Annotated in this window: 20 protein-coding genes and 1 pseudogene; 11 read left to right on the plus strand and 10 right to left on the minus strand. The window is 61.7% G+C overall.

Annotated elements, in window-relative coordinates; all coding sequences use genetic code 11:
- A pseudogene (locus K6M89_RS12795) lies at positions 1-103 on the plus strand (IS110 family transposase); the annotation flags it as partial.
- Positions 104-274: 171 nt separating this feature from the next.
- Here the strand turns inward: K6M89_RS12795 and K6M89_RS12800 are convergent.
- The 5 genes from K6M89_RS12800 to K6M89_RS12820 are packed head-to-tail and all read right to left on the minus strand — an operon-like array spanning position 275 to position 5,405.
- Positions 275-1,018 (minus strand): ABC transporter ATP-binding protein, encoded by a 744-nt coding sequence (locus K6M89_RS12800; protein ID WP_222139700.1) that lies wholly within the window; start codon positions 1,016-1,018, stop codon positions 275-277.
- Positions 1,015-1,860: an ABC transporter ATP-binding protein gene (locus K6M89_RS12805; protein ID WP_222139701.1), complete on the minus strand. Its 846-nt coding sequence runs from the start codon at positions 1,858-1,860 to the stop codon at positions 1,015-1,017. The genes K6M89_RS12800 and K6M89_RS12805 overlap by 4 nt, the downstream gene beginning before the upstream one ends.
- A 1-nt stretch (position 1,861) precedes the next feature.
- Positions 1,862-2,764: an ABC transporter permease gene (locus K6M89_RS12810; RefSeq protein WP_222139702.1), complete on the minus strand. Its 903-nt coding sequence runs from the start codon at positions 2,762-2,764 to the stop codon at positions 1,862-1,864.
- Positions 2,761-3,789: an ABC transporter permease gene (locus K6M89_RS12815; RefSeq protein WP_222139703.1), complete on the minus strand. Its 1,029-nt coding sequence runs from the start codon at positions 3,787-3,789 to the stop codon at positions 2,761-2,763. The genes K6M89_RS12810 and K6M89_RS12815 overlap by 4 nt, the downstream gene beginning before the upstream one ends.
- A gap of 20 nt (positions 3,790-3,809) precedes the next feature.
- Positions 3,810-5,405 (minus strand): ABC transporter substrate-binding protein, encoded by a 1,596-nt coding sequence (locus K6M89_RS12820; protein ID WP_097579236.1) that lies wholly within the window; start codon positions 5,403-5,405, stop codon positions 3,810-3,812.
- Between the two features lie 132 nt (positions 5,406-5,537).
- On the opposite strand from K6M89_RS12820, the gene K6M89_RS12825 reads away from it, so the two are divergent.
- The 3 genes from K6M89_RS12825 to kdgD all read left to right on the plus strand — a co-directional run bounded on the left by K6M89_RS12825 (position 5,538) and on the right by kdgD (position 8,251).
- Entirely contained in the window at positions 5,538-6,248 is a 711-nt protein-coding gene (locus K6M89_RS12825; protein WP_222139704.1) for a FadR/GntR family transcriptional regulator, read from the plus strand.
- Positions 6,249-6,312: 64 nt separating this feature from the next.
- The gene (locus tag K6M89_RS12830) at positions 6,313-7,287 is read left to right on the plus strand and encodes a mannonate dehydratase (protein WP_222139705.1); all 975 of its coding nucleotides are present in this window, start codon (positions 6,313-6,315) and stop codon (positions 7,285-7,287) included.
- A 37-nt stretch (positions 7,288-7,324) separates the two neighbouring features.
- Positions 7,325-8,251: a 5-dehydro-4-deoxyglucarate dehydratase gene (gene kdgD, locus K6M89_RS12835; protein WP_222139706.1), complete on the plus strand. Its 927-nt coding sequence runs from the start codon at positions 7,325-7,327 to the stop codon at positions 8,249-8,251.
- Between the two features lie 291 nt (positions 8,252-8,542).
- On the opposite strand, the gene K6M89_RS12840 is transcribed toward kdgD, so the two are convergent.
- The 4 genes from K6M89_RS12840 to K6M89_RS12855 form a co-directional block, all read right to left on the minus strand.
- Complete coding sequence (locus K6M89_RS12840; protein ID WP_222139707.1) at positions 8,543-9,616, minus strand: ABC transporter ATP-binding protein; 1,074 nt, start codon at positions 9,614-9,616, stop codon at positions 8,543-8,545.
- A gap of 23 nt (positions 9,617-9,639) precedes the next feature.
- The gene (locus K6M89_RS12845; protein WP_038688829.1) at positions 9,640-10,488 is read right to left on the minus strand and encodes a carbohydrate ABC transporter permease; all 849 of its coding nucleotides are present in this window, start codon (positions 10,486-10,488) and stop codon (positions 9,640-9,642) included.
- A complete protein-coding gene (locus K6M89_RS12850) occupies positions 10,481-11,419 on the minus strand; it encodes a carbohydrate ABC transporter permease (protein ID WP_222139708.1) in 939 nt (312 codons plus the stop codon). Before K6M89_RS12850 ends, K6M89_RS12845 begins: the two co-directional genes overlap by 8 nt.
- A gap of 79 nt (positions 11,420-11,498) precedes the next feature.
- Positions 11,499-12,803: an ABC transporter substrate-binding protein gene (locus K6M89_RS12855; RefSeq protein WP_222139709.1), complete on the minus strand. Its 1,305-nt coding sequence runs from the start codon at positions 12,801-12,803 to the stop codon at positions 11,499-11,501.
- A gap of 200 nt (positions 12,804-13,003) precedes the next feature.
- On the opposite strand from K6M89_RS12855, the gene K6M89_RS12860 reads away from it, so the two are divergent.
- The 3 genes from K6M89_RS12860 to K6M89_RS12870 are packed head-to-tail and all read left to right on the plus strand — an operon-like array spanning position 13,004 to position 15,996.
- Entirely contained in the window at positions 13,004-14,203 is a 1,200-nt protein-coding gene (locus K6M89_RS12860) for an ROK family transcriptional regulator (protein ID WP_222139710.1), read from the plus strand.
- Between the two features lie 33 nt (positions 14,204-14,236).
- Positions 14,237-15,337 (plus strand): Gfo/Idh/MocA family protein, encoded by a 1,101-nt coding sequence (locus K6M89_RS12865; protein ID WP_222139711.1) that lies wholly within the window; start codon positions 14,237-14,239, stop codon positions 15,335-15,337.
- Between the two features lie 17 nt (positions 15,338-15,354).
- Positions 15,355-15,996, plus strand: coding sequence for a ThuA domain-containing protein (locus tag K6M89_RS12870; protein WP_097579228.1), 642 nt, complete (start codon positions 15,355-15,357; stop codon positions 15,994-15,996).
- A 199-nt stretch (positions 15,997-16,195) separates the two neighbouring features.
- On the opposite strand, the gene K6M89_RS12875 is transcribed toward K6M89_RS12870, so the two are convergent.
- Positions 16,196-16,675, minus strand: coding sequence for a DUF2938 domain-containing protein (locus K6M89_RS12875; RefSeq protein WP_097579227.1), 480 nt, complete (start codon positions 16,673-16,675; stop codon positions 16,196-16,198).
- 356 nt (positions 16,676-17,031) lie between these two features.
- On the opposite strand from K6M89_RS12875, the gene K6M89_RS12880 reads away from it, so the two are divergent.
- The 4 genes from K6M89_RS12880 to K6M89_RS12895 all read left to right on the plus strand — a co-directional run bounded on the left by K6M89_RS12880 (position 17,032) and on the right by K6M89_RS12895 (position 19,974).
- The gene (locus tag K6M89_RS12880; protein WP_222139712.1) at positions 17,032-17,919 is read left to right on the plus strand and encodes an AraC family transcriptional regulator; all 888 of its coding nucleotides are present in this window, start codon (positions 17,032-17,034) and stop codon (positions 17,917-17,919) included.
- A 171-nt stretch (positions 17,920-18,090) separates the two neighbouring features.
- Entirely contained in the window at positions 18,091-18,489 is a 399-nt protein-coding gene (locus K6M89_RS12885; protein ID WP_097579225.1) for a GlcG/HbpS family heme-binding protein, read from the plus strand.
- Between the two features lie 53 nt (positions 18,490-18,542).
- A complete protein-coding gene (locus K6M89_RS12890) occupies positions 18,543-19,346 on the plus strand; it encodes an SDR family oxidoreductase (RefSeq protein WP_097579391.1) in 804 nt (267 codons plus the stop codon).
- A 79-nt stretch (positions 19,347-19,425) separates the two neighbouring features.
- Positions 19,426-19,974, plus strand: a complete 549-nt coding sequence (locus K6M89_RS12895; RefSeq protein ID WP_222139713.1) for a nuclear transport factor 2 family protein — start codon at positions 19,426-19,428, stop codon at positions 19,972-19,974.
- The last annotated feature ends 145 nt before the right edge of the window (positions 19,975-20,119 follow it).

Raw genomic sequence — 20,119 nt, forward strand, 5'->3', positions numbered from 1 at the left:
GGCCGGCAAGCCCAAGATCGTCGCAACCGTCGCCACCATGCGCAAGCTGCTCACTATCCTCAATGCCATCATCAGGGACGGACGACCATGGCAAAACGCTTGACAAAAAAGACAGTCGCTCTCCCCGTAAACGGGGCGAAGGGACATGCCGCGACCTCTCCGTCCCTCGTCCACCTCTCGCATGGCACGTCCCCCTCGCCCCGTTTTAACGGGGAGAGTGAGGGGCAAGAGCCATCAGTGCGAACCGGACAGCAACGGCAAGAGGCAGAGGTTATCAGGCCTCGATGAAGCTCGCCTCGAACAGCTCGCGCGCATAGGCATCGTGGGTGGTGCCGGCCTGCAGATCCGCCTTGGTGAGTTCGTCGACGAAGCCGCCATTCTTCATGATCAGCACCCGGTCGCACATATGGGCGATCACCGCGAGGTCGTGGCTGACGAGCAGATAGGTCAGTCCCTTTTCCTCGCGCTGATCGGCAAGCAGGTTGAGGATTTCGGCCTGGACGGAAACGTCGAGCGCCGATGTCGGCTCGTCCAGCAGCAGGATGGGCGGTGACAGGATCAGCGCCCGGGCGATCGCTACGCGCTGCCGCTGGCCGCCGGAAAGCTCATGTGGAAACCGGTTTGCAAAGCTTGCCGGCAGTCCCACCTGGATCAGGGCCCTTTCGACCTTCGACCAGATATCGGAATGGCGCATGGCACGCAGCGGCTCGGCAAGCGCGGTGCCGATGCGATGGCGGGGATGCAGCGAGCCGTAAGGATCCTGAAACACCATCTGGGCCGACGTCAGTTCCTCGCGGGAGCGCTTCTTGCCGATCGGTTTGCCGCCAAGCTCGATCTGACCGGTCCAACCGGCCTCCATGCCGGCGAGGCAACGCAGCACCGTCGATTTGCCGCAGCCGGATTCGCCGACGATGCCCAGCGTCTCGCCCGGGCTGACCTGAAAGCTGATGCCCCTGACGACATGGTTGCTTGATTTGCCGGAGGAAAAGACGACATCGAGATCACGCACATTGATCATTGCGCCGCCTCCAAATCGAGTTTCGCCCGGTCGAGAACCGCAAGCCGGCGGACGGGGTTTTTCGGGTCGGGCAGCGCCGATATCAGCCCGCGCGTATAGGGATGGCGTGCCGCTTCGAGACTGGTCAGCGTCTCGACGATGCGTCCGGCATACATGACGATGATGCGCTCGCAGAAGGCCGCGACCATGCGGATGTCGTGGCTGATCAAAAGCAGGCCGGAATTGTTCTCGCGCACCAGTTCATCGAGCAGCAGCAGCACATCCTTTCGCACGCTGACATCGAGCGCCGAGGTCGGCTCGTCAGCGATGACGAGTTTCGGCCGCGCCAGCAGCATCATGGCGATCATAACGCGCTGGCCCATGCCGCCGGAGATCTGGTGGGGATAAAGCGCCATGACCCGGTCGGGATCGGTGATGCGCACGCGCTCGAGCATGGCGCGGACAGCATCCTGCGCCCGGTTGCCGCGAAGGCCGAGATGAAGACGGGCGGCTTCGGCGATCTGCTTGCCGATCGACAAGACCGGGTTCAGTGAATAACGCGGATCCTGCATGATCAGCGCGATATCCTTGCCGCGGAGCGCACCCATCTGACGTTCGGTCTTGGCAAGCAGCGAACTGCCGGCAAGATCGAGGCGCTCAGCGGCGACCACCGCGGCCGGGGGCAGCAGGCGCATGACGGCGCGCCCCGTCGTCGACTTGCCGGAACCGGATTCGCCGACGATGCCGACGCGTTCGCGTCCGACGTCGAAACTGACATTGGAGACGGCGGGCACGGCGCCCCGTCCGAAGCGGACGCTCAGGTCCTTGACCGACAGAACGGGGTGAAGATCACGATCTTTCATTTCACGACCTTGCATGGCGGGGATCCAGAATGTCGCGCAGAGCATCTCCGGCGATGTTGAAGGCAAGGCTGGTCAGCAGGATGGCGATGCCCGGCATGACCGCGACCCACCAGTAATCGAGCATGAACTTGCGGCCGTTGGAGATCATCGCGCCCCATTCGGGCGCCGGCGGCTGTGCACCGAGGCCGAGAAAGCCGAGCGAGGCCGCTGTCAGGATGATGCCCGCCATATTGAGGGTCAGGCGGACGATCACCGATGGAATGCACATGGGCGCGATATAGAGCAGCAGGATGCGCAGCGGCGAAGCGCCGTAAAGGCGGGCGGCGACCACATAATCTGCATTTCTGACGACCAGCGCTTCGGCGCGGGCAAGCCTTGCGATCGGCGGCCAGGCCGTCAGCGAGATTGCGATGATTGCCGTGCCGAGACCGGCGCCGAGCGCGGCGGCAAAGGCAAGCGCCAGGATCAGCGAGGGGAAAGAGAGCACGATATCGGTGGCGCGCATCAGGAAGGCATCGGTGTTGCCGCCGAAGAAACCGGCGACGATGCCGATCAGCAGGCCGATCGGGCCGACGATCAAGGACACCGACAGCACCGTCTGGATCGTGATGCGCGTGCCGAAGATCAGGCGGCTCAGGATATCGCGGCCGAATTCGTCGGTGCCGGCCAGATGCGCAAGGCTCGGAGGCTGCAAGGCATCGCCAAGCGCCTGGATCGTCGGATCGTAGGGCGCCAGAAGCGGCGCGAAGATCGCGACGATGCAGAGCAGGCCGAGAATGACGAAGCCGGCAAGACCGAGCGGCTCGTCGGCCAGTTTGCGGCCGGCGCGCCCGAAGGAGGCGGCAACGCGGTTCGGCATGCTCGGCGGGCGGATTCGGATCTCGCTGTGGACGGCGTCGCTCATCGGGTCGCCTCCCGCATGCGCGGATCGAGCAGGGCGTAGGCGACGTCGGCCAGGAAGTTCAGGAACATGAAGATGAATCCCACGATGATGGTGGCTGCGACAATGGCGTTCATGTCGCCGATCATCAGCGCGTTCGTCATATATTGGCCGATGCCCGGCCAGGAGAAGACGATCTCGGTGACGACGGCGCCTTCGAGCAGCCCGCCATAAGAAATGGCAAGGATGGTGATCAGCTGCACTGCGATATTCGGCAGGACATGGCGCAGAACCGTGCCGGTCGGGCTGACGCCCTTGGCACGGGCGGCAATGACATAATCCTGGCTCAGCTGCTCCAGGGTGAAGCTGCGGGTCATGCGGGTGATGTAGGCTATGGCGGCGTAAGCCAGGATGAAGGCCGGCAGGATGATATGACCGAGCGCATTCCAGAAGATTTCCGTCTCGCCTTGCAGCAGGCTGTCGACCAGCAGCAGGCCGGTCTGCGGTGTGACCAGCCCCTCGTAGAAGACATCGACCCTGCCCGGCCCGCCGACCCAGTTCAGGCCGGCATAGAAGATGACCAGCCCCACGATGCCGAACCAGAAGACCGGGATCGAATGGCCGACGAGGGCGACAACCCGGACGATCTTGTCGATCGGGCTGTCGCGAAACAGCGCTGCGACCAGGCCGAGCGGCACGCCGACGAAGGTCGAAATGATCACCGCCAGCGTCGCAAGTTCGAATGTCGCGGGAAAGGCCTGAGCGAGGTCCGAAGAGACGGGATTGCCGGTGAGCACAGCCGTGCCGAAATCACCATGGGCGAGCCCGTTCAGATAGAGGAAGAACTGCTGATAGATCGGCAGATCCAGCCCCAGGCGCGTCCGCATCGCCGCATAGGCGGCGGGATCGGCGAGTTCGCCGACGACGGCGCCGACGGGATCCGTGGGCAGGACGCGGCCGATCACGAAGGTCACACACAAGAGGATGAACAGGCTGACCAGCAGATGCGCGAGGCGTCGGCCAAATTCGGCTACGGAGAGTTCCTTCATGATCGGCTGCCTCGGGAGTATTACTGGGTTTCAGACTTCGTGACGTTCTCGAGGCGCGTCAGCTGCGTCGGATGGCCGATATAACCCTCAACCTTGCTCGACAGAACGATCGGCTCGAAGCGCTCGAACATCGGCAGCACCGCCGGCTTCTGTTCGACGAACATGTTCTGCATCTGAACATAGAGTTCGCCGCGCTTCTTCGGGTCCGGCTCCATCGAGGCCTTGGCCGTCAAAGACGTCAGTTCCGGAATGTCCCAGGCCGAACGCCAGACGAAGTTGCCGGCATTGTTGGCTTCCTTCGAATTGTCCGGGTTCGATGAGAACTGCTCCATCGAGCCGAGCACATTCGGCATATAGGCGCTGGTCTGCGGGATCAGCAGATCGAAATCCCGCGCGCGGTGGGCGGCGATGATTTCCGAACCGTTGCCCTGCTGGATATCGACCTTGATGCCGACCTGGGCAAGCGATGCCTGGATGGCGGTGGCAAGATCGATGCGCGGCGTCTGCGCGATCGTCTTCAGCGTCAGCGAGAAGCCGTCCTTGTAGCCTGCTTCAGCCAGCAGCTGCTTGGACTTCTCGACATCGAGATGCCAATCGGGGCTCGGGATCGCATATTCGAAGTTCTCCGGCACGGGAACGGTTCTCGCCCGCCCGTAAGGACCCATGATGGTCTTCTCGATGCCCTTGTAATCGATGCCGTAGGCGATCGCCTCGCGGACCTTCGGGTTGGACAGGTACTGGTTGCCGGCATTCATCGACAACACGTAGAATCCGCCTGTCGGGATGCGCTGGATGGTAAAGCCCTTTTTGTCCTTAAAGGTCGCGAGATCGGCTGCGGTCAGCGCGCTGGCGATATCGATGTCGCCGCGCTCGAGCATCAGCCGCTCGACCTGGCTTTCGGGAACATGCCGGACGATAACGCGCTTCATCTTCGGTGCGCCGGTGACGTAATCCTTGTTGGCATCGAGGATGACGAGTTCGTTCGGCGACCAGCGATTGAGGGTGAACGGACCTGAACCGGCCGAATGCGTGCGCATCCAGGCATTACCGTAATCATTGTCGGTGACGTGCTTCTCAACCTCGACGCTGTCGACAACGCTGGTGGTCGAGGTCGTCAAGCGGTAGAGCAGCATTTCGGCCGTCACCTGGCCGGAAAAATCGATGCGCACGGTCTTGTCGTCGACTGATGTGACGAGCTTGTCGACATTGGTCTTATCGTAGCCGATGCGCTTGAGGTTGGCGGCGGCCGCCTGGTCGAGCTTCAAAAGCCGTCCCAGCGAATAGACGACATCCTTCGAGGTCACCGGATTGCCGGAGGCGAAATTGGCCTGACGCAGGGTGAAGGTGATGCCCTTGTCATCGACCTTCCAGCTTTCGGCCAGCTGCGGCGCGATCTTGCCATCAGGCGTGCTGTTGACCAGCCGGTCGTAGAGATTCGACATGATCTCGACCGCCTTGCCCTCGGTCGCCTGATGCGGATCGAGCGACAGGACCTGGGCCAGCGATGTGCCGATCACCAGCTGATCCCTCGGCGTGGCGGCGTGCGAGAGCGGCGCAGCGATCGTCAGCGCGCCGATGACGGCGCCGACGAACAGGCCTTTAGAAAAATGCTTCATTGTCACTCCTCCCTAGATTACTATAATAGACATATTATGTCGTCCGTATGTCGTATTATGATTTACCGAAGTCCAAAACGATTTGCAAGAGCCGTGCGGAAGACTTGAGGCGAAGGAACTGGGGAATAAGGAATGACGACACTCGGCCGTGGGCGGCAAAGACTGGCGCAGCAGGTCATCGATCAGCTGCGCGCACAAATCGAAACGGGAAAATTACGCGTCGGCGACCAGTTGCCGACCGAGCCGCAGCTCGAATCGAGCTTCGGCGTCAGCCGCACCGTGGTGCGCGAGGCGATCGCCGATCTGAGGGCTGCGGGTTTCGTCCGGCCGATCCAGGGCAAAGGCGTTTTCGTCGCGGATCCGAAGGTTCATTCGGCGATGTCGTTGACGCCGGTGGAAATCAAAAGCATTCCGGAAACCCTTGAATTGCTGGAGTTTCGCATGGCGACAGAGGGCGAAGCGGCGGCAATTGCCGCCTATCGCCGCACCGCCGAGCAGGAGGCCGCGATCCGCGAGGCCAACCGCAAAATGGCGCAGCTGATCGAGAGCGGGCAGCATACCGTCGAGGCGGATTATGCTTTCCACATGGCGATCGCCGCGGCCACCAACAACCGATTTTATGTCGACGTGCTGCGCCATTTCGGCCCCCGCGCCATCCCCCGCGGCCAATTCCCGACGCTTCCCGAAGCCAATGACCGCGACTATCTGCAAAAGGTCTATGCCGAACATGTGGAAATCCTCTCGGCGATTGCCGATCAGGATCCGGACCGTGCCCGCCAGGCGATGCGGGCTCATCTGATGGCGAGCCAAAGGCGCTATCGAATGCTTGCGGAGCAGCAATAGGGCTCGACACACTCCAAAATTCATATTATGTCATATGACATTGCTGAATTTTGAGAGGTCTCTGATGTATCTGGGAACACAGGTGGCGGCGCGCGACGATGACGACTATCGGATCTTCGCGCAATTGGGCGTGAAGCATATCAGCGCCGATCCGCCGGGCAGGCCGAGCAGCTGGACGCTTGCCGACATCGAGCGTCACCGCGACAAGGTCGAAAGCTTCGGCCTGATCCTCGACATGATCCAGCTGCCCCTGCCCTCGCAGCCGATCGAGAAGGCGTCTTATCCCGATATTCTGCTCGCCGGTCCCGAGCGCGATCGGCAGATCGATGCCGTCTGCACAACGATCGAAAATGTCGCGAAGGCGGGCATTCCGGCGGTGAAATACAATCTCAACCTGATCGGCATTCCCCGCACCCCGGATGAGCCGGGGCGCGGCGGCTCGATGAATGCCAGCTTCCGCTGGGAAAAGACCGACCAGCAGGCCGCACCCGGTCTTGCCGGCGTACTCTCCGAGGACGACAACTGGGAACGGATCGATTATTTCCTCGAACGGGTCGTGCCGGTCGCCGAAAGCAATCGCGTCCGGCTCGCCTGCCATCCGCACGATCCCTATACGCCGCCCGGCTATCGCGGCGTCACTCGCGTGCTCGGCACGGTGGAAGGCCTGAAGAAGTTCGTGCTGATGCGCGAAAATCCCTATCACGGCCTGAATTTCTGCCAGGGATCGATCGGCGAGATGCTCGAAAATCCCGGCGAGGAGATCGATGACGTCATTCGCTGGTTTGGTCAGCGCGACAAGATCTTCAACGTCCACTTCCGCAATATTCGCGGCGGCAAGCTTTCCTTCATGGAGACCTTCCCCGACGAAGGCGACATGGACATGGTCCGCTCGGCCCGGATCTACAAGGAAGTCGGTTTCAAATACATGCTGATGCCCGACCATGTGCCAACCGTCAGCGGTAAGGATCCGTCCGCCACCGCATTCGCCTTCTGCTACGGCTATATCGCCGCACTTCTGCAAGTGCTCGAGAGCGCCTGAGGCGGCCAATTTTTCAACACGTAAGGAATAGGACTTGATGATGAACCCCATTGAATTGAAGAAGGCTGTCGGCAGTGGTCTGCTCTCGTTTCCGGTCACCCATTTCGACGACCAGCTGAAATTCGACGAGGCGAAATATCGCCGTCATGTCGAGTGGCTTGCCGGTTATGACGCCGCCGCTTTGTTTGCCGCCGGCGGCACTGGCGAGTTCTTCTCCCTCAACCCCGCCGAAATCCCTCAGGTCGTCCGCGCCGCCAAGGCCTCGGCCGGCAAGACGCCGATCATCTCGGGAACCGGCTACGGCACGTCGCTCGCCATCGAGATCGCACAGACGGCCGAAAAGGCCGGGGCCGACGGGCTGCTGCTGCTGCCGCCCTATCTGATGTTTGCCGAACAGGCCGGCCTGATCGCCCATGTCAAGGCGGTTTGCCAATCGGTCGGCATCGGCGTCATCGTCTATAACCGCGACAACGCCGTGCTGACGGCCGACAGCATCGCCCGGCTTGCCGAGGAATGCCCGAACCTGATCGGCTTCAAGGACGGCGTCGGCGATGTCGACAAGGTCATCGAGATCACCACCCTGCTTGGCGACCGCCTGGTCTATGTCGGCGGCATGCCGACCCATGAGGTTTATGCGCAAGCGTATTTCGCCGCCGGCGTGACCACCTATTCCTCCGCCGTCTTCAACTTCGTCCCCGCCCTCGCCCAGCGCTTTTACGGCGCCTTGCGCACCGGCGACCAGGCGACGGTCGACGAGATCCTCAAGAGCTTCTTCTTCCCCTTCGTCGCCCTGCGCAACCGCAAGAAGGGCTATGCCGTCTCAATCATCAAGGCGGGGCTTCGCGTCCTTGGCCAGAACCCGGGCCCCGTGCGGCCGCCCTTGACGGATCTGACCCAGGAGGAACTGGCGCTGCTGGAGAAGATCGTGCAGGCCAACGGCGTCTCTCGGATTGCGGCGGAGTAATCGCCGACGGAGGACGGCGGGAGTATCTGCCGCGCCCCCTCGATTCCCTCTTCTCCCCCCGGGGAGAAGGTGCCCGTAGGGCGGATGAGGGGGCCGGCGATGCCGGTCTCTCCTCCGGCTCATCTCGACCATGCGCGGGGTGCTGGGCCCAACATTTCCGTCGGCGTGCCGGAATCGAATTTGCGTGAGGGGGTGCCGTTCCGCCCCCTCATCCGCCTGCCGGCACCTTCCCCCCCGAGAGGAGAAGAGGAATTGCCGCACCCTCTCCGATCCCCGCAGACTACTCCTCGCCTACAGCGCCACCCCGCTGCCGCGGTCGAAGACATGCACCTGGTCGCTGGCGATGCTTGCCTCGAAGACGGCGCCGTAGCGGGCGGGATATTCGCCGTCGACGATTGCCGTGACCTGCTGGCCGGCGAGATCGAAGACCACATGGGTCTGGGCGCCGGTCGGCTCCACCAGCATGGTGCGGCCGGCGAGCGGTGTGCCGGCCGATATGCCGGGAACGAGATGTTCCGGGCGCAGGCCGATGGTGATGGCCTGGCCGGGTCTGACCCTGCGGTCGGGGGCAAGGCGGATCGCCGTGCCGTCTTCGAGGCGGGCGGCGGGCGCGCCGTTTTCACCGTCGACGATACCGTCGAGCATGTTCATCGCCGGCGAGCCGATGAATGCGGCGACGAAGAGGTTGGCCGGCTTCTTGTAAAGTTCGAGCGGGGTGCCCGACTGCTCCACCCTGCCCTGATTGAGCACGACGATGCGGTCAGCGAGCGTCATCGCCTCGATCTGGTCGTGGGTGACATAGATCGAGGTGGTCTTCACCTTCTGGTGCAGCGTCTTGATCTCCGAACGCATCTGCACGCGGAGTTTAGCATCGAGGTTGGAAAGCGGCTCGTCGAACAGGAAGACAGCAGGATTGCGCACGATGGCGCGGCCCATGGCGACACGCTGGCGCTGGCCGCCGGAAAGCTGGGCCGGCTTGCGGTCGAGCAGCTGGGCGAGATCGAGCATACGGGCGGCCTCCGTGACGCGGGCCTCGATCTCAGGCTTCTGAACGCCGGCGAGTTTGAGGTTGAAGCCCATGTTTTCGGCGACCGTCATATGCGGATAAAGCGCGTAGGACTGGAAAACCATGGCGATATTCCGCTCGCGCGGCGTCATGCCGTTGACGACATTGCCGCCGATCGCGATCTCACCGTCGGTGATCTCCTCCAAGCCGGCGATCATCCGCAGCAGCGTCGATTTTCCGCAGCCGGACGGGCCGACCAGGGCGACGAATTCGCCATCCTCGATATGAAGCGAAATGCCGTGGATGACGTCGACGGCGCCATAGGCCTTGCTTACATCGTGCAGTGAAACGGATGCCATGATTGCAGCTCCAATAGTTCGGCTCAGGACTTGACGGCGCCGGCGGTCAGGCCGGCGATGATGTGCCGCTGGGCGACGAAAAAGACGATGATTGTCGGAAGGATGGTCAGGGTGATGAAGGCCAGCACCAGCTGCCACTCCGTGCCGTATTCGCCGCGATAGACCATGATGCCGAGCGGCCAGGGATATTTCGATTCCGAGTTCAGCATGATCAGCGGCAGGATGTAGCTGTTCCAACTGCCGACGAAGGAGATGATGCTGACGGTGGCAACGATCGGCCGGGATAGCGGCAGCGAGATATGCCAGAAGAAGCGGAGATAACCGCAGCCGTCGACGAAGGCCGCCTGAAACAATTCTTCCGGAAGGTTGCGGAAATAGTTCCGGAACAACAGGATGCTCATGCCGAGCCCGAAGGCCACTTGCGGCAGCACCACGCCCCAATAGGTGTTCAGCAAGCCGAGATCGCGAATGCGGATGAATAGCGGCAGGATCGCGGTTGCCGCCGGAAACATCAGGCCGAGCAGAAAATAATTGAGCAGGAAGGACGAGCCGAAGAAGCGGACATGGGCAAAGGCGAAGGCCGCCATCGACGAGACGATCAGGGTCAGCAGCACGGTGAGTGCTGCGATGACAAGCGAATTGCCGATCTGCAGCCAGTAACGCTCGCCGAAGAGGATATCGGTGTAATTCGTCCACTGCCATTCCGTCGGCAGGCCGAAGGGGTTGGTGCGCAAATCGCCCAGCGTCTTGAAGCCGCCGAGCGCCGTCGTCAACAGCGGGATCAGTACGATGGCGGCAATCAGGCTAAGCGACACATAGAGATAGATGCGGGTCGATGTGCGCATGCGGATGGAAGAGCTCATATCAGTCATGGCGCATGAAGATCCTTTTGTAACCGAAGGCGAGCGTCACGCAGATGATGAAGAGCACGACGCCGACGGCGCTACCCAAGCCGACCTGCATGCGCATGACGCCATAGGTGTAGAGAAAGGTGACCATCGTCTGGGTGGAGTTGGACGGGCCGCCGCCGGTCAGCGGCATGATCATGTCGAAGAGCTGCAGCGAGCCGACGACGGCGAAGAAGATCGACAGGCGCAAGGTCGAGCCGAGCAGCGGCAGGGTGACATAGCGGAATTTCTGCCAGCCGGTGGCGCCGTCGATTTCGGCCGCTTCCAGCACGCTCTTGTCGACCGATTGCAGGCCGGCGATGAAGAGCATCATGTGAAAGCCGAAATATTTCCAGACGACGACGCCGAGCACGGCGTAGATCGCCACGTCCTTGTCGGCGAGCACATAAGGATTGGCGAAGCCGAAGAAGTTGGAAATGGCGGCAAACAGGCCGTAATCGCCGTCATAGACGAAGCGCCAGATCAGGCCGGCGGCTACGTCTGCCAGCACATAGGGCAGGAAGAAGATCAGGCGATAGCCGACGACGCCGGGAATGCGGTGGGCGAGCATCGTGGCAAGCCAGATGGCGAGCGGCACCTGGATGCAGATCGAGATGACAATGATCAGCCCGTTATTGACCAGCGCCTGGGTGAAAGCCGCATTTCGGAACAGTACCTGGAAATTGCGCAGGCCGATGAACTCGGTCGGCGTGCCGTAGCCGTTCCATTTATAGAGGCTGTACCAGGCCGCCTCGCCCATCGGCATGATGACGAAGAGCGTGAACAGCAGCAGTGCCGGCGGCAGGAAGAGCAACAGCACGGCCAGCCGGTCGTGAGCGACCGAGCTTTTCCGGTTTGCGGCTCGTCGGGCCGGCCTTGCAGCCGATGTCATCGAGGGGACTGAAATATTGGCCATGGATCCTGCTTTCGTTCGTCGGCAGCAATGCCGGCGCTCCGTTTTGGCAGGAGCGCCGGGAAGGCTCTGCGGGCGCTGGTTATTGTTCCAGCTCGAAAGCGTCCTGGATCATCTGGGCGCCGTCCTTGGAATTCATCTGGCCGGAGACGATTTCCACCGACACGTCGTTGACGACACGGCCGACGGCAGCGCCGAGGTCCTGGTCAAAGAAGTTCTGGTGCCAGGTCGAACCCGCAAGCTGCTTGGCCGATTCGGCAAGCAGCGGACTTGTGACGCCATCGCCGGCGCCGACGGCAACGGGCAGAAGCATGCCGGCCTTGGCCATTGCCCGCTCATTCTCCGCGTTCGTCAGGAAGGCGAGGAAGTCAATCGCTTCCTTGGAGGCCTTCTTGGTGACGGCCCAGCCGTTCAAACCGCCGAGCGTATCGGTCGGCTTGCCGGCGCCACCCTCGACCGCCGGGAAGGCGAAACGGCCGATATTGTCGGTCGCCAGCCCCTTGCCGTCACCGGCATTCTTGCGCTGGTTGGCTTCGGTGTTTTCGAAGCCGAGGATCATTGCAGCCTTGCCGTCACCAAAGACGCCGAGCGTCTGCGGCCATGTGGCGCCGAGATAGCCGGGCTGGAACGGTTCGAGCTTGCCGAGTTCGGCGAGATCGTCACCGGCCTTGATGATGGCAGGATCGAGGAAGCCTTCGCCCTCGCCGTTCTTGGCTGCTTCGAAGACCTTCTGGCCGCCCTCGCGCATGACGAGATAGCTCCAGTAGAAATGGATCGGCCATTTCTCACCGCCGCCGCCCGCAATCGGCACGATGCCGGCCGCCTTGATCTTCTTCACCGTATCGAGAAAATCAGCCCAGCTCTTGATATCCTCGGCTTTGACGCCTGCCTTGGCAAACAGCGCCTTGTTGTAGAAGAAGCTGACCAGGCCGACCTTATAGGGGATAGCCCAGGTCTTGCCGTCGAAAGTCAGGCCGTTGACCGATGCCGGCGTATAGGCGTTGCGCAGTTTGCCGCCATCGGCATCAAGCGCCGCTGTCACATCCTGCAACGCGCCGGTCTCGGACTGCTGCTTCAACACCCCGCCGCCCCAGCTATAAAAGAAATCCGGCACGTCGTCGGACTGCAACAGCGTCGGAAGCTTGGCCTTGAAGGCTTCGTTTTCGAGAAACTGCATCTGAATGTCGACGTCGGGATGCTGGGCTTCGTATTTCTTGACGATGTCCTCCCAAGCCGCGACGTTTTTCGGATCGAGCTCGAGATGCAGCCATTTGACCACCGTCGTCGCCGAGGCAGCACCCGCTCCCGCCAGCAACAGGCCGGCCGCAGCGGCCATGGATACGGTGCGCCTGCCGCCGAAAGCGGCGTTCTTCAGCATAAAATTCATGATTTTCCTCCCAGGGGACCTATCCTCACAATTTTTCCCCTATGCGGAATAATTCAACGGAGCTTTGGCCCGATGTCAACCCGACTGCCTCTACTTTTATCAAATGCGCTTGACAGGCCCCAGGAATTGCCTGCTATTTATTTCGTAACCCGTTAAAAATATTGACTTCCGCCCAACGAAACGACCGCCGGCTAATTTTCATGAAGACTGCAGACCCAGAATTGATGCGCGCGATCAACCGCTTGAACGTGCTCGATACCATCCGCCGCCATGGTCCGATCTCGCGCATCGAGATCAGCGAACGCACCGAGCTTTCCACCACCACCGTTTCCGCCATTACCGCCTCGCTGCTCGACGATGGGCTGATCCTGCCGCGCCACGAAGGCGACATCCGCAATGAGGCGGTGCGCGGCAGGCCGCGTGTGGCGCTGGAACTCAATCCCGATGCCGCCCGCGTCGTCGGCGGCAAGATCGCCGCCAATCGGATGGTCTTCGTCGTCACCAATTTCCGCGGTGACGTGCTGTCGAAGCTCGCTTTGCCGATCCGGATCGACCGGCAGCCGATCGGCGTCATCGCCGATCTCGTCGAGGACGGTGTGCGGCGCTGCGTCGTCGATGCCGGACTGTCACTCGAAGATGTCGACAGCATCTGCCTCGGCTTTCCCGGCGTCATCGAGCACCGCACGGGTTACATCAGAAGCAGCCCGATCTTCCGCGACACCAATGTCGATTTCGCCGCCGAGATGTCGACGCGGCTCGCAACGCCGACCATCGTCGAAAGCGACGCGCATGCCATCACTCTTGGTCATCACTGGTTCGGCAAAGCGCGCGATCTCGAGGATATGGTGTTGATTTCATTGGAGCAGACGCTGGGTCTCGGCGTGCTGCACGGCAACAGCCTGTTTCGCGGCGCCGGCGGCCTCAGCCACAATCTCGGCGACCTCGTGCTCGGCATGGGGCCGCATGGCGTGGTGCGGCTCTTCAGCCAGGCCGGCGAAACCGCCATCCTCGGCGAACAGCAGGCCGACGGGCGTTTTGCCGAAGCGATCCGGCTCGGACGCGGCATGACCCATGCCCAGGCGTTGATCAAGGCCGATGACGATCGGCTGATCGGCGCTGCCATCCGTGCCGGCGAAGCGGTGGGGCTGACCATCGCCAATATCGTCACGCTATTTGCGCCGCCGCGCGTCATCCTTGTCGGCTCGAGCCTTGCGCTCGGCGAACCCTTTTTGAACAGCCTGCGTGACGCCTACGCGCTCGCCATTCCGCCCTCGCTGAAGGGGGTGAGCGAACTCGTCTTCGACGATTCGAGCGATGATTTCTGGGCGCAAGGTGCCGCCGCCGTGGCGCTCTACGAACTCTACGAATCGCCCTGGAGCACCACGGGGCCGGCCCTCTGACGGGCGCACAATCACCATCAGATGGAGGAATTCATGGACAAAGTCGGTATCGGCATCATCGGATGCGGCAATATTTCGGGCGCCTATCTCACGGCGATGGCTTCCTTTCCCATTCTCGACATCCGCGGCGTCGCCGACCTGAACCGGGAACTGGCGGAAGCCAAGGCGGCCGAATTCAACGTCCCAGCAAAAACCGTCGAGGAGCTGTTTGCCGACCCCAAGGTCGAGATCATCGTCAATCTGACGATCCCGAAAGCCCATGTCGCTGTTGCGCTGCAGGCGCTCGAAGCCGGCAAACATACCTATTCGGAAAAGCCGCTCGGGATTAATTTCGCTGAAGGGAAAAAATTGGCCGAAGCGGCGCGTGCCCGCAATCTGCGCATCGGCGCGGCGCCCGACACCTTCCTCGGCGGCGGCCATCAGACGGCGCGTGCCCTGATCGACCAGGGCGTCATCGGCCAGCCGGTCGGCGGTTCGGCCACCTTCATGTGCCCCGGCCATGAGCGCTGGCATCCGAACCCGGCCTTCTATTACGAGGTCGGCGGCGGGCCGATGCTCGACATGGGTCCCTATTACATCACCGATCTCGTCAATCTTCTCGGGCCGGTCGCGCAGGTTGCCGGCTTTGCGACGACGCCGCGGGCCGAACGGCTGATCACCAGCGAGCCGCGCAACGGTGAGCGTATTCCCGTGCATGTGCCGACCCATGTCGCCGGCATGATGGCCTTTGCGGGCGGCGCCGTCGTCCAGATCGCCATGAGCTTCGATGTCGCCGGTCACAAGCATGTGCCGCTCGAAGTCTACGGCACCGAGGGCACGCTGATCGTGCCCGATCCGAACAAATTCGGCGGCCCGGTGGAATATCTGAAGAAGGGCGGCGCTTTCGAGGACCAGCCGGTCACATCCCCCTATGCCGAGGGCAATTACCGGTCGCTCGGTGTCGCCGATATGGCGCATGCGATCCGCTCCAACCGGCCGCACCGGGCCAATGGCGATCTGGCGCTGCATGTGCTCGAAGTCATGGAGGCCTTCCATACCGCCGCCGAAACCGGCCGGACGGTCACCATCACCACGGCGACGGAGCGCCCTGCCCCCTTGTCGGATTCGATCGTCGACGGACGGCTGGCGAAATAATTTCAGGAGGAATGACTATGCGTGAAGCACTGATCGTCTGGGGCGGCTGGAGCGGCCACGAGCCGCAGGAATGCGCCGAAATCATCAAGACCATGCTCGAGGAGGACGGCTTCAAGGTCTATCTCGAACATGGCACCGAGGCGCTTGCCGACCCTTCGGTCCATGATCTCAGCCTGGTCGTGCCGATCATGACGATGTCGAAGATCGAGAAGGAGGAGGTCAAGAACCTCGCCGCGGCGATCGAGAGCGGCGTCGGCATTGCCGGCTATCACGGCGGTGCGGGCGACGCCTTCCGCGACTCCGTCGACTACCAGTTCATCATCGGCGGCCAGTGGGTTGCCCATCCCGGCAACATCATCGACTATACCGTCAACATCACCCGGCCGGACGATCCGCTGATGGAGGGGATTTCCGATTTCCCCTATAGGTCGGAGCAATATTACATGCATGTCGACCCCTCGAACGAGGTTCTGGCGACAACGAAGTTCACCGGCGAGCACGCCTACTGGATCGACGGCGTCGTCATGCCTGTCGTCTGGAAGCGCAAATACGGCAAGGGCCGCGTCTTCTATTCCTCGCTCGGCCATCAGGCCAAGGAGTTCGACGTGCCGGAGATGAAGACGATCTTCCGCCGCGGCGCGAACTGGGCGGCGCGGTGAGATAGGGCCTTTCGCGGAGAACCAAAAGACCCCTCCCCAACCCCTCCCCACAAGGGGGAGGGACTAAGACGCCGCACCGCTTCACATAAACTCTACCGTATCAATCCGTCGAACGGTCACAGCCAGCAAGGCCTCTGCTTTCGGTCGCCGCCGGACGCCACAGCATAGTCCCTCCCCCTTTTGGGGAGGGGTTTTTGGCTTAGCGAATGATCAACGCCGTCCCAAATAGCCCCAGCGCAAACACAGTATGCGCAAGCAGATTAAAGCACCGGACCTTCATCGGCTTCGGATGTCTGGAAGCCGCCCAGCCGAGACCGAGGCCGGGCTGCAGCAGGAACCACCCTGCCCCGACGGTGATGATGCCGAAGATCCAGGCGGGGAGAAATGTCGGTGTAGCAAGCCAACCCTGCCCCATGATGATCGCGAAGATCACGCCATAGAGAATGCCGACGGCGTAGTGGCTGATCCAGCCGAGCGCCAATTCCCGGGCATAGGGCTCGGCATCGGCGATGTTTTCGTGAAAGACCTTGCCGCGGGGAAGATGCCAGAACCAGCGGCCGACCGGCGCCCAGTTGGCCGGCGGCTGGCCGAAGACCTTGGCGAGCACAATTGCCCACAAGTCCATGAGGATGGTTGCGCCGGCGCCGATCGCCAGGCCACGCAATAGAATATCGAACATCGGGAATCACCGGAAAGTGTTGCGAATGCAGGACGCTACCAAACCATTGCGGACACGCCGGCGCAAGGCTGCCGCGATTCATTGCCTCAACTTCGCTTGAACACCTGCGACTTTGGCGGACTTTCGTCCGACGTCCGAAAGCCGCATAAGGGATGCGGTATCGCGTCGTGTCATGAGACTTGCGCTCCCCTGAAATTTAGCCAAAAATCCTTATCGTAATACCGGCCACAGCAATGCGGCGCGCCTGGCTATTCATTTAATAGATCAAAGATGATTGCAGATTGACGGCAGCGTAACCGGCCCGCCGAGACTGAACAATTCGAATTTTTCTCCTATCGTCACGGCGTGGATGCGACATGACTTTCGTGGAATCGCAAGGGGACAGAAAGTATCGGACCAGCGAGCGAGTGGGCGGTCTTGTTGATTGCTCATCGCTGCAGGTCGAACTCAGGCATTTCGATCCGGGCTGGCAGGTCGACCTTACACTGGAATGCACGGAAATAGCCGTGCTGCTCTCGGGTCAGTCGAAGATCAGGTGGACCGGCGACGGCCACAGGCGGGAGGCGATTGCTCGCCCCGGTGTCGCTTGGATATGTCCGGCGGGTGTCCATGAGAGCGGCGTAGAGATTGTGGGTACCATGCCCGAGTCCCTGCACATCTTCCTACCGCCGTCGCTCGTCGGTGAGAGCGCGCTTTCAAATTTCGACATCGAACCGGCCAAGGTGCAGCTCGCCTATGCCGGAGGCGTCCCCGACCCCACGGTGCTGCAGATCGGTCAGCTCTTTCGGGGCTTGTTGAACAGACGCCTCGAGCCTACTGACCGACTCTTTCTCGACGGCCTTCAGATGGCGCTGGCGGCGCACCTGCTCGGCACCTATTCGTCTGTTTGCTGGCAACCCGCCGCACGGGCGCCGACCGTGGACCCAAAAAGGCTGCAACGCGTCTTCGATTTCATTGAAGCCCGCATCGCAGCGGAAATCTCGCTGGATGACCTTGCCGCGGAGGCTTGCCTCAGCCCGTTTCATTTTGCCCGCATGTTTCGCAAGGCTACCGGCCTGACGCCGCATCGCTACGTCACCGAGCGACGGATCGAAGCGGCCAAGGAAAAGCTGCGGCTCGCACGGTCCTCGCTCGTGGAGATCGCGCTCGATACCGGCTTCGGCTCGCAGGCGAATTTCACCCGGGTCTTCCGGAAGATGACCGGTTTGACGCCCGGCCAATACCGCGCGCTCTTCACCGGTTAGCGGGTTCCGCCTATCGGAGATAGTTCTCGGTTCGCGCATGCCGGCACGCCGGAGCGCAAGATTTGCGCATAGCGCAGCAAGAACTGAAAATACTGCCAACCGGTTCCGCCCATACACCTGTCTCATCGAGCGGGGAGCGCTAGCCCCCGAACTGAAAGGAGGAGACAGGAGATGATTACCATTGACGAAGCTCGCAGGGTCATCGCCGCAGGTGAGGCGCGGGCTAATGAGATCGGTGTGCCGGTCAATATCGCGGTCTTGGACGCCGGAGCGCATCTCAAGGCGTTTGGCCGAATGGACGGCGCAGTGCTCGGCTCGATCGACCTCGCTATGGGCAAAGCCCGGACGGCCGTATTGTTTCAAACGACAAGCGAGGCCGTCTGGGAATATTGCAAGCCAGGCGCTCCCGCCCATGCCCTCGAACTGTCCAATGGCGGCCTAACTCCCTTTGCCGGCGGCATCTCGCTCTTTGCCGGCGACGGCACGGTGATCGGCGCCGTTGGCGTTTCCGGCGGAGCGGTTCCACAGGATCTCGAAATCGCGCAGGCAGCGGCTGCGGCCGTCGCGTGATGCTGTGCCAAGACTTGATTTCGACCAACCCGAACCATCGAAAGGAATGTCTCATGACCAAGACCATTTTGATCACTGGCGCAGGCTCCGGCTTCGGCAAGGGCGCCGCCATCGGCATGGCCAGGAACGGCCACAGCATCATTGCGACCACGCAGGTTTCCTCGCAGGTTACGCCGCTGCGTGAGGAGGTCGCCGCCCTCGGCCTCAAGAACGTCCGTGTCGAGCGTCTCGACCTCACCGATCCCTACGACGTCAAGCAGGCGCTGGGCTGGGATTTCGACGTTCTTTGGAACAATGCCGGCATGGGCGAAGCCGGCCCGGTTTGGGAAATCCCGATCGAGCTTGTTCGCAAGAATTACGAAATCAACGTCTTCCTGCCGCTGGTACTGACTCAGGGCGTCGTCCAGAGATGGGTGCGCGAAGGCAAGAAGGGCAAAGTGGTCTTCACATCCTCGATGGGAGGCCTCTTCACTCCGGCCAACTGGGGCACCTATGTCTCCACCAAGCACGCGTTGGAATCGATCGCCGAAGCGCTGCAGCAGGAGCTCGCCCCTTATGGCATCAAGATCCAGACGATCAACCCGGGCGCCTACTACACCGGCTACAACGAGACGATGGCGGACAATCCGTTCCGCTGGCTGGATGACAGCAGGAACTTCACCAAGCGCGCAGATCTGCGGAAGGGTTTCGATGATTTCTTCGCAACGCCCGAAGGCAAGATGGACCCGAAGGAAATGATCGATCGGATGATCGAAGTCGTTCCGGCCGACACCGGCAGGTTCCGCAACGTCGTTCCGAAGGTCATCGAGGACATGCTGAAGGAGCATCAGCTGAGAGCCTGGGAAAACCAGATCTAAGCAGATTGCTGGCGGCGAGCGCCGCAAGCGGCACCCGGCTAGCGGGTGTCGCCCACTAATCTACCCTCTGGAGAAAACCATGTCCTACACTGCAACGGCAAAAGTCTGCCGGCCGCAATCTCGGGCCAGGCGCCTCTTCAACGCAACCCTCGGCATCGCTGTCGCCATCCTTGCTCTGGGCGGGCTCGAAGCGCGCGCCGCAGCGCAGTCTCTGACTGAAACCGAACGCCGCAACAAGGTAGCCGTCGAGGCTGGATTCGAAGCCTGGGCGGCCGGTACAGGCAGTCCTTATGATCTCCTCGCCGACGACGCCCGCTGGACAATCGAGGGCTATTCGCTGGCATCGAAGACCTATCCCAGCCGCGAGGCATTCCTGCGTGAGGTGATCCGCCCGTTTAACGCCCGAATGAAGGCACCGCTGAAGCCGGCGATGCGCAACGTATATGTCGACGGCGACACTGTGATCGTCTTTTTCGACGCCCGTGGCGTCGCCCGCGACGGAGAGCCCTACGCAAACACCTATGCCTGGTTTCTCGACATGCGCGACGGCCGAATCGTCCGTGCCTCGGCCTTCTTCGATTCGATCGTGTTCAACGCCTTTTGGACGCGTGTGACGCCGGTCGACTAGAGTCTTCCAGGTCAGAACCAAACTTGCAGTTCCAAGGTGGCGCGGCGGACATTCTACACCCTCGGATGCCCGCCGCCTTCTCTGCGGGTTCGATCAGCCGCCCTTTTTCGCTTCCTCGGCGCCATTACCGATATCGTCACTGATA

The sequence above is a fragment of the Rhizobium croatiense genome (genome assembly GCF_019793465.1).
GTDB lineage: Bacteria > Pseudomonadota > Alphaproteobacteria > Rhizobiales > Rhizobiaceae > Rhizobium > Rhizobium croatiense.

Coding starts and splice junctions, on each gene's coding strand:
- K6M89_RS12800 (WP_222139700.1), bottom strand. CDS start 1,018: ATGATCAATGTGCGTGATCTCGATGTCGTCTTTTCCTCCGGCAAATCA.
- K6M89_RS12805 (WP_222139701.1), bottom strand. CDS start 1,860: ATGAAAGATCGTGATCTTCACCCCGTTCTGTCGGTCAAGGACCTGAGC.
- K6M89_RS12810 (WP_222139702.1), bottom strand. CDS start 2,764: ATGAGCGACGCCGTCCACAGCGAGATCCGAATCCGCCCGCCGAGCATG.
- K6M89_RS12815 (WP_222139703.1), bottom strand. CDS start 3,789: ATGAAGGAACTCTCCGTAGCCGAATTTGGCCGACGCCTCGCGCATCTG.
- K6M89_RS12820 (WP_097579236.1), bottom strand. CDS start 5,405: ATGAAGCATTTTTCTAAAGGCCTGTTCGTCGGCGCCGTCATCGGCGCG.
- K6M89_RS12825 (WP_222139704.1), top strand. CDS start 5,538: ATGACGACACTCGGCCGTGGGCGGCAAAGACTGGCGCAGCAGGTCATC.
- K6M89_RS12830 (WP_222139705.1), top strand. CDS start 6,313: ATGTATCTGGGAACACAGGTGGCGGCGCGCGACGATGACGACTATCGG.
- kdgD (WP_222139706.1), top strand. CDS start 7,325: ATGATGAACCCCATTGAATTGAAGAAGGCTGTCGGCAGTGGTCTGCTC.
- K6M89_RS12840 (WP_222139707.1), bottom strand. CDS start 9,616: ATGGCATCCGTTTCACTGCACGATGTAAGCAAGGCCTATGGCGCCGTC.
- K6M89_RS12845 (WP_038688829.1), bottom strand. CDS start 10,488: ATGACTGATATGAGCTCTTCCATCCGCATGCGCACATCGACCCGCATC.
- K6M89_RS12850 (WP_222139708.1), bottom strand. CDS start 11,419: ATGGCCAATATTTCAGTCCCCTCGATGACATCGGCTGCAAGGCCGGCC.
- K6M89_RS12855 (WP_222139709.1), bottom strand. CDS start 12,803: ATGAATTTTATGCTGAAGAACGCCGCTTTCGGCGGCAGGCGCACCGTA.
- K6M89_RS12860 (WP_222139710.1), top strand. CDS start 13,004: ATGAAGACTGCAGACCCAGAATTGATGCGCGCGATCAACCGCTTGAAC.
- K6M89_RS12865 (WP_222139711.1), top strand. CDS start 14,237: ATGGACAAAGTCGGTATCGGCATCATCGGATGCGGCAATATTTCGGGC.
- K6M89_RS12870 (WP_097579228.1), top strand. CDS start 15,355: ATGCGTGAAGCACTGATCGTCTGGGGCGGCTGGAGCGGCCACGAGCCG.
- K6M89_RS12875 (WP_097579227.1), bottom strand. CDS start 16,675: ATGTTCGATATTCTATTGCGTGGCCTGGCGATCGGCGCCGGCGCAACC.
- K6M89_RS12880 (WP_222139712.1), top strand. CDS start 17,032: ATGACTTTCGTGGAATCGCAAGGGGACAGAAAGTATCGGACCAGCGAG.
- K6M89_RS12885 (WP_097579225.1), top strand. CDS start 18,091: ATGATTACCATTGACGAAGCTCGCAGGGTCATCGCCGCAGGTGAGGCG.
- K6M89_RS12890 (WP_097579391.1), top strand. CDS start 18,543: ATGACCAAGACCATTTTGATCACTGGCGCAGGCTCCGGCTTCGGCAAG.
- K6M89_RS12895 (WP_222139713.1), top strand. CDS start 19,426: ATGTCCTACACTGCAACGGCAAAAGTCTGCCGGCCGCAATCTCGGGCC.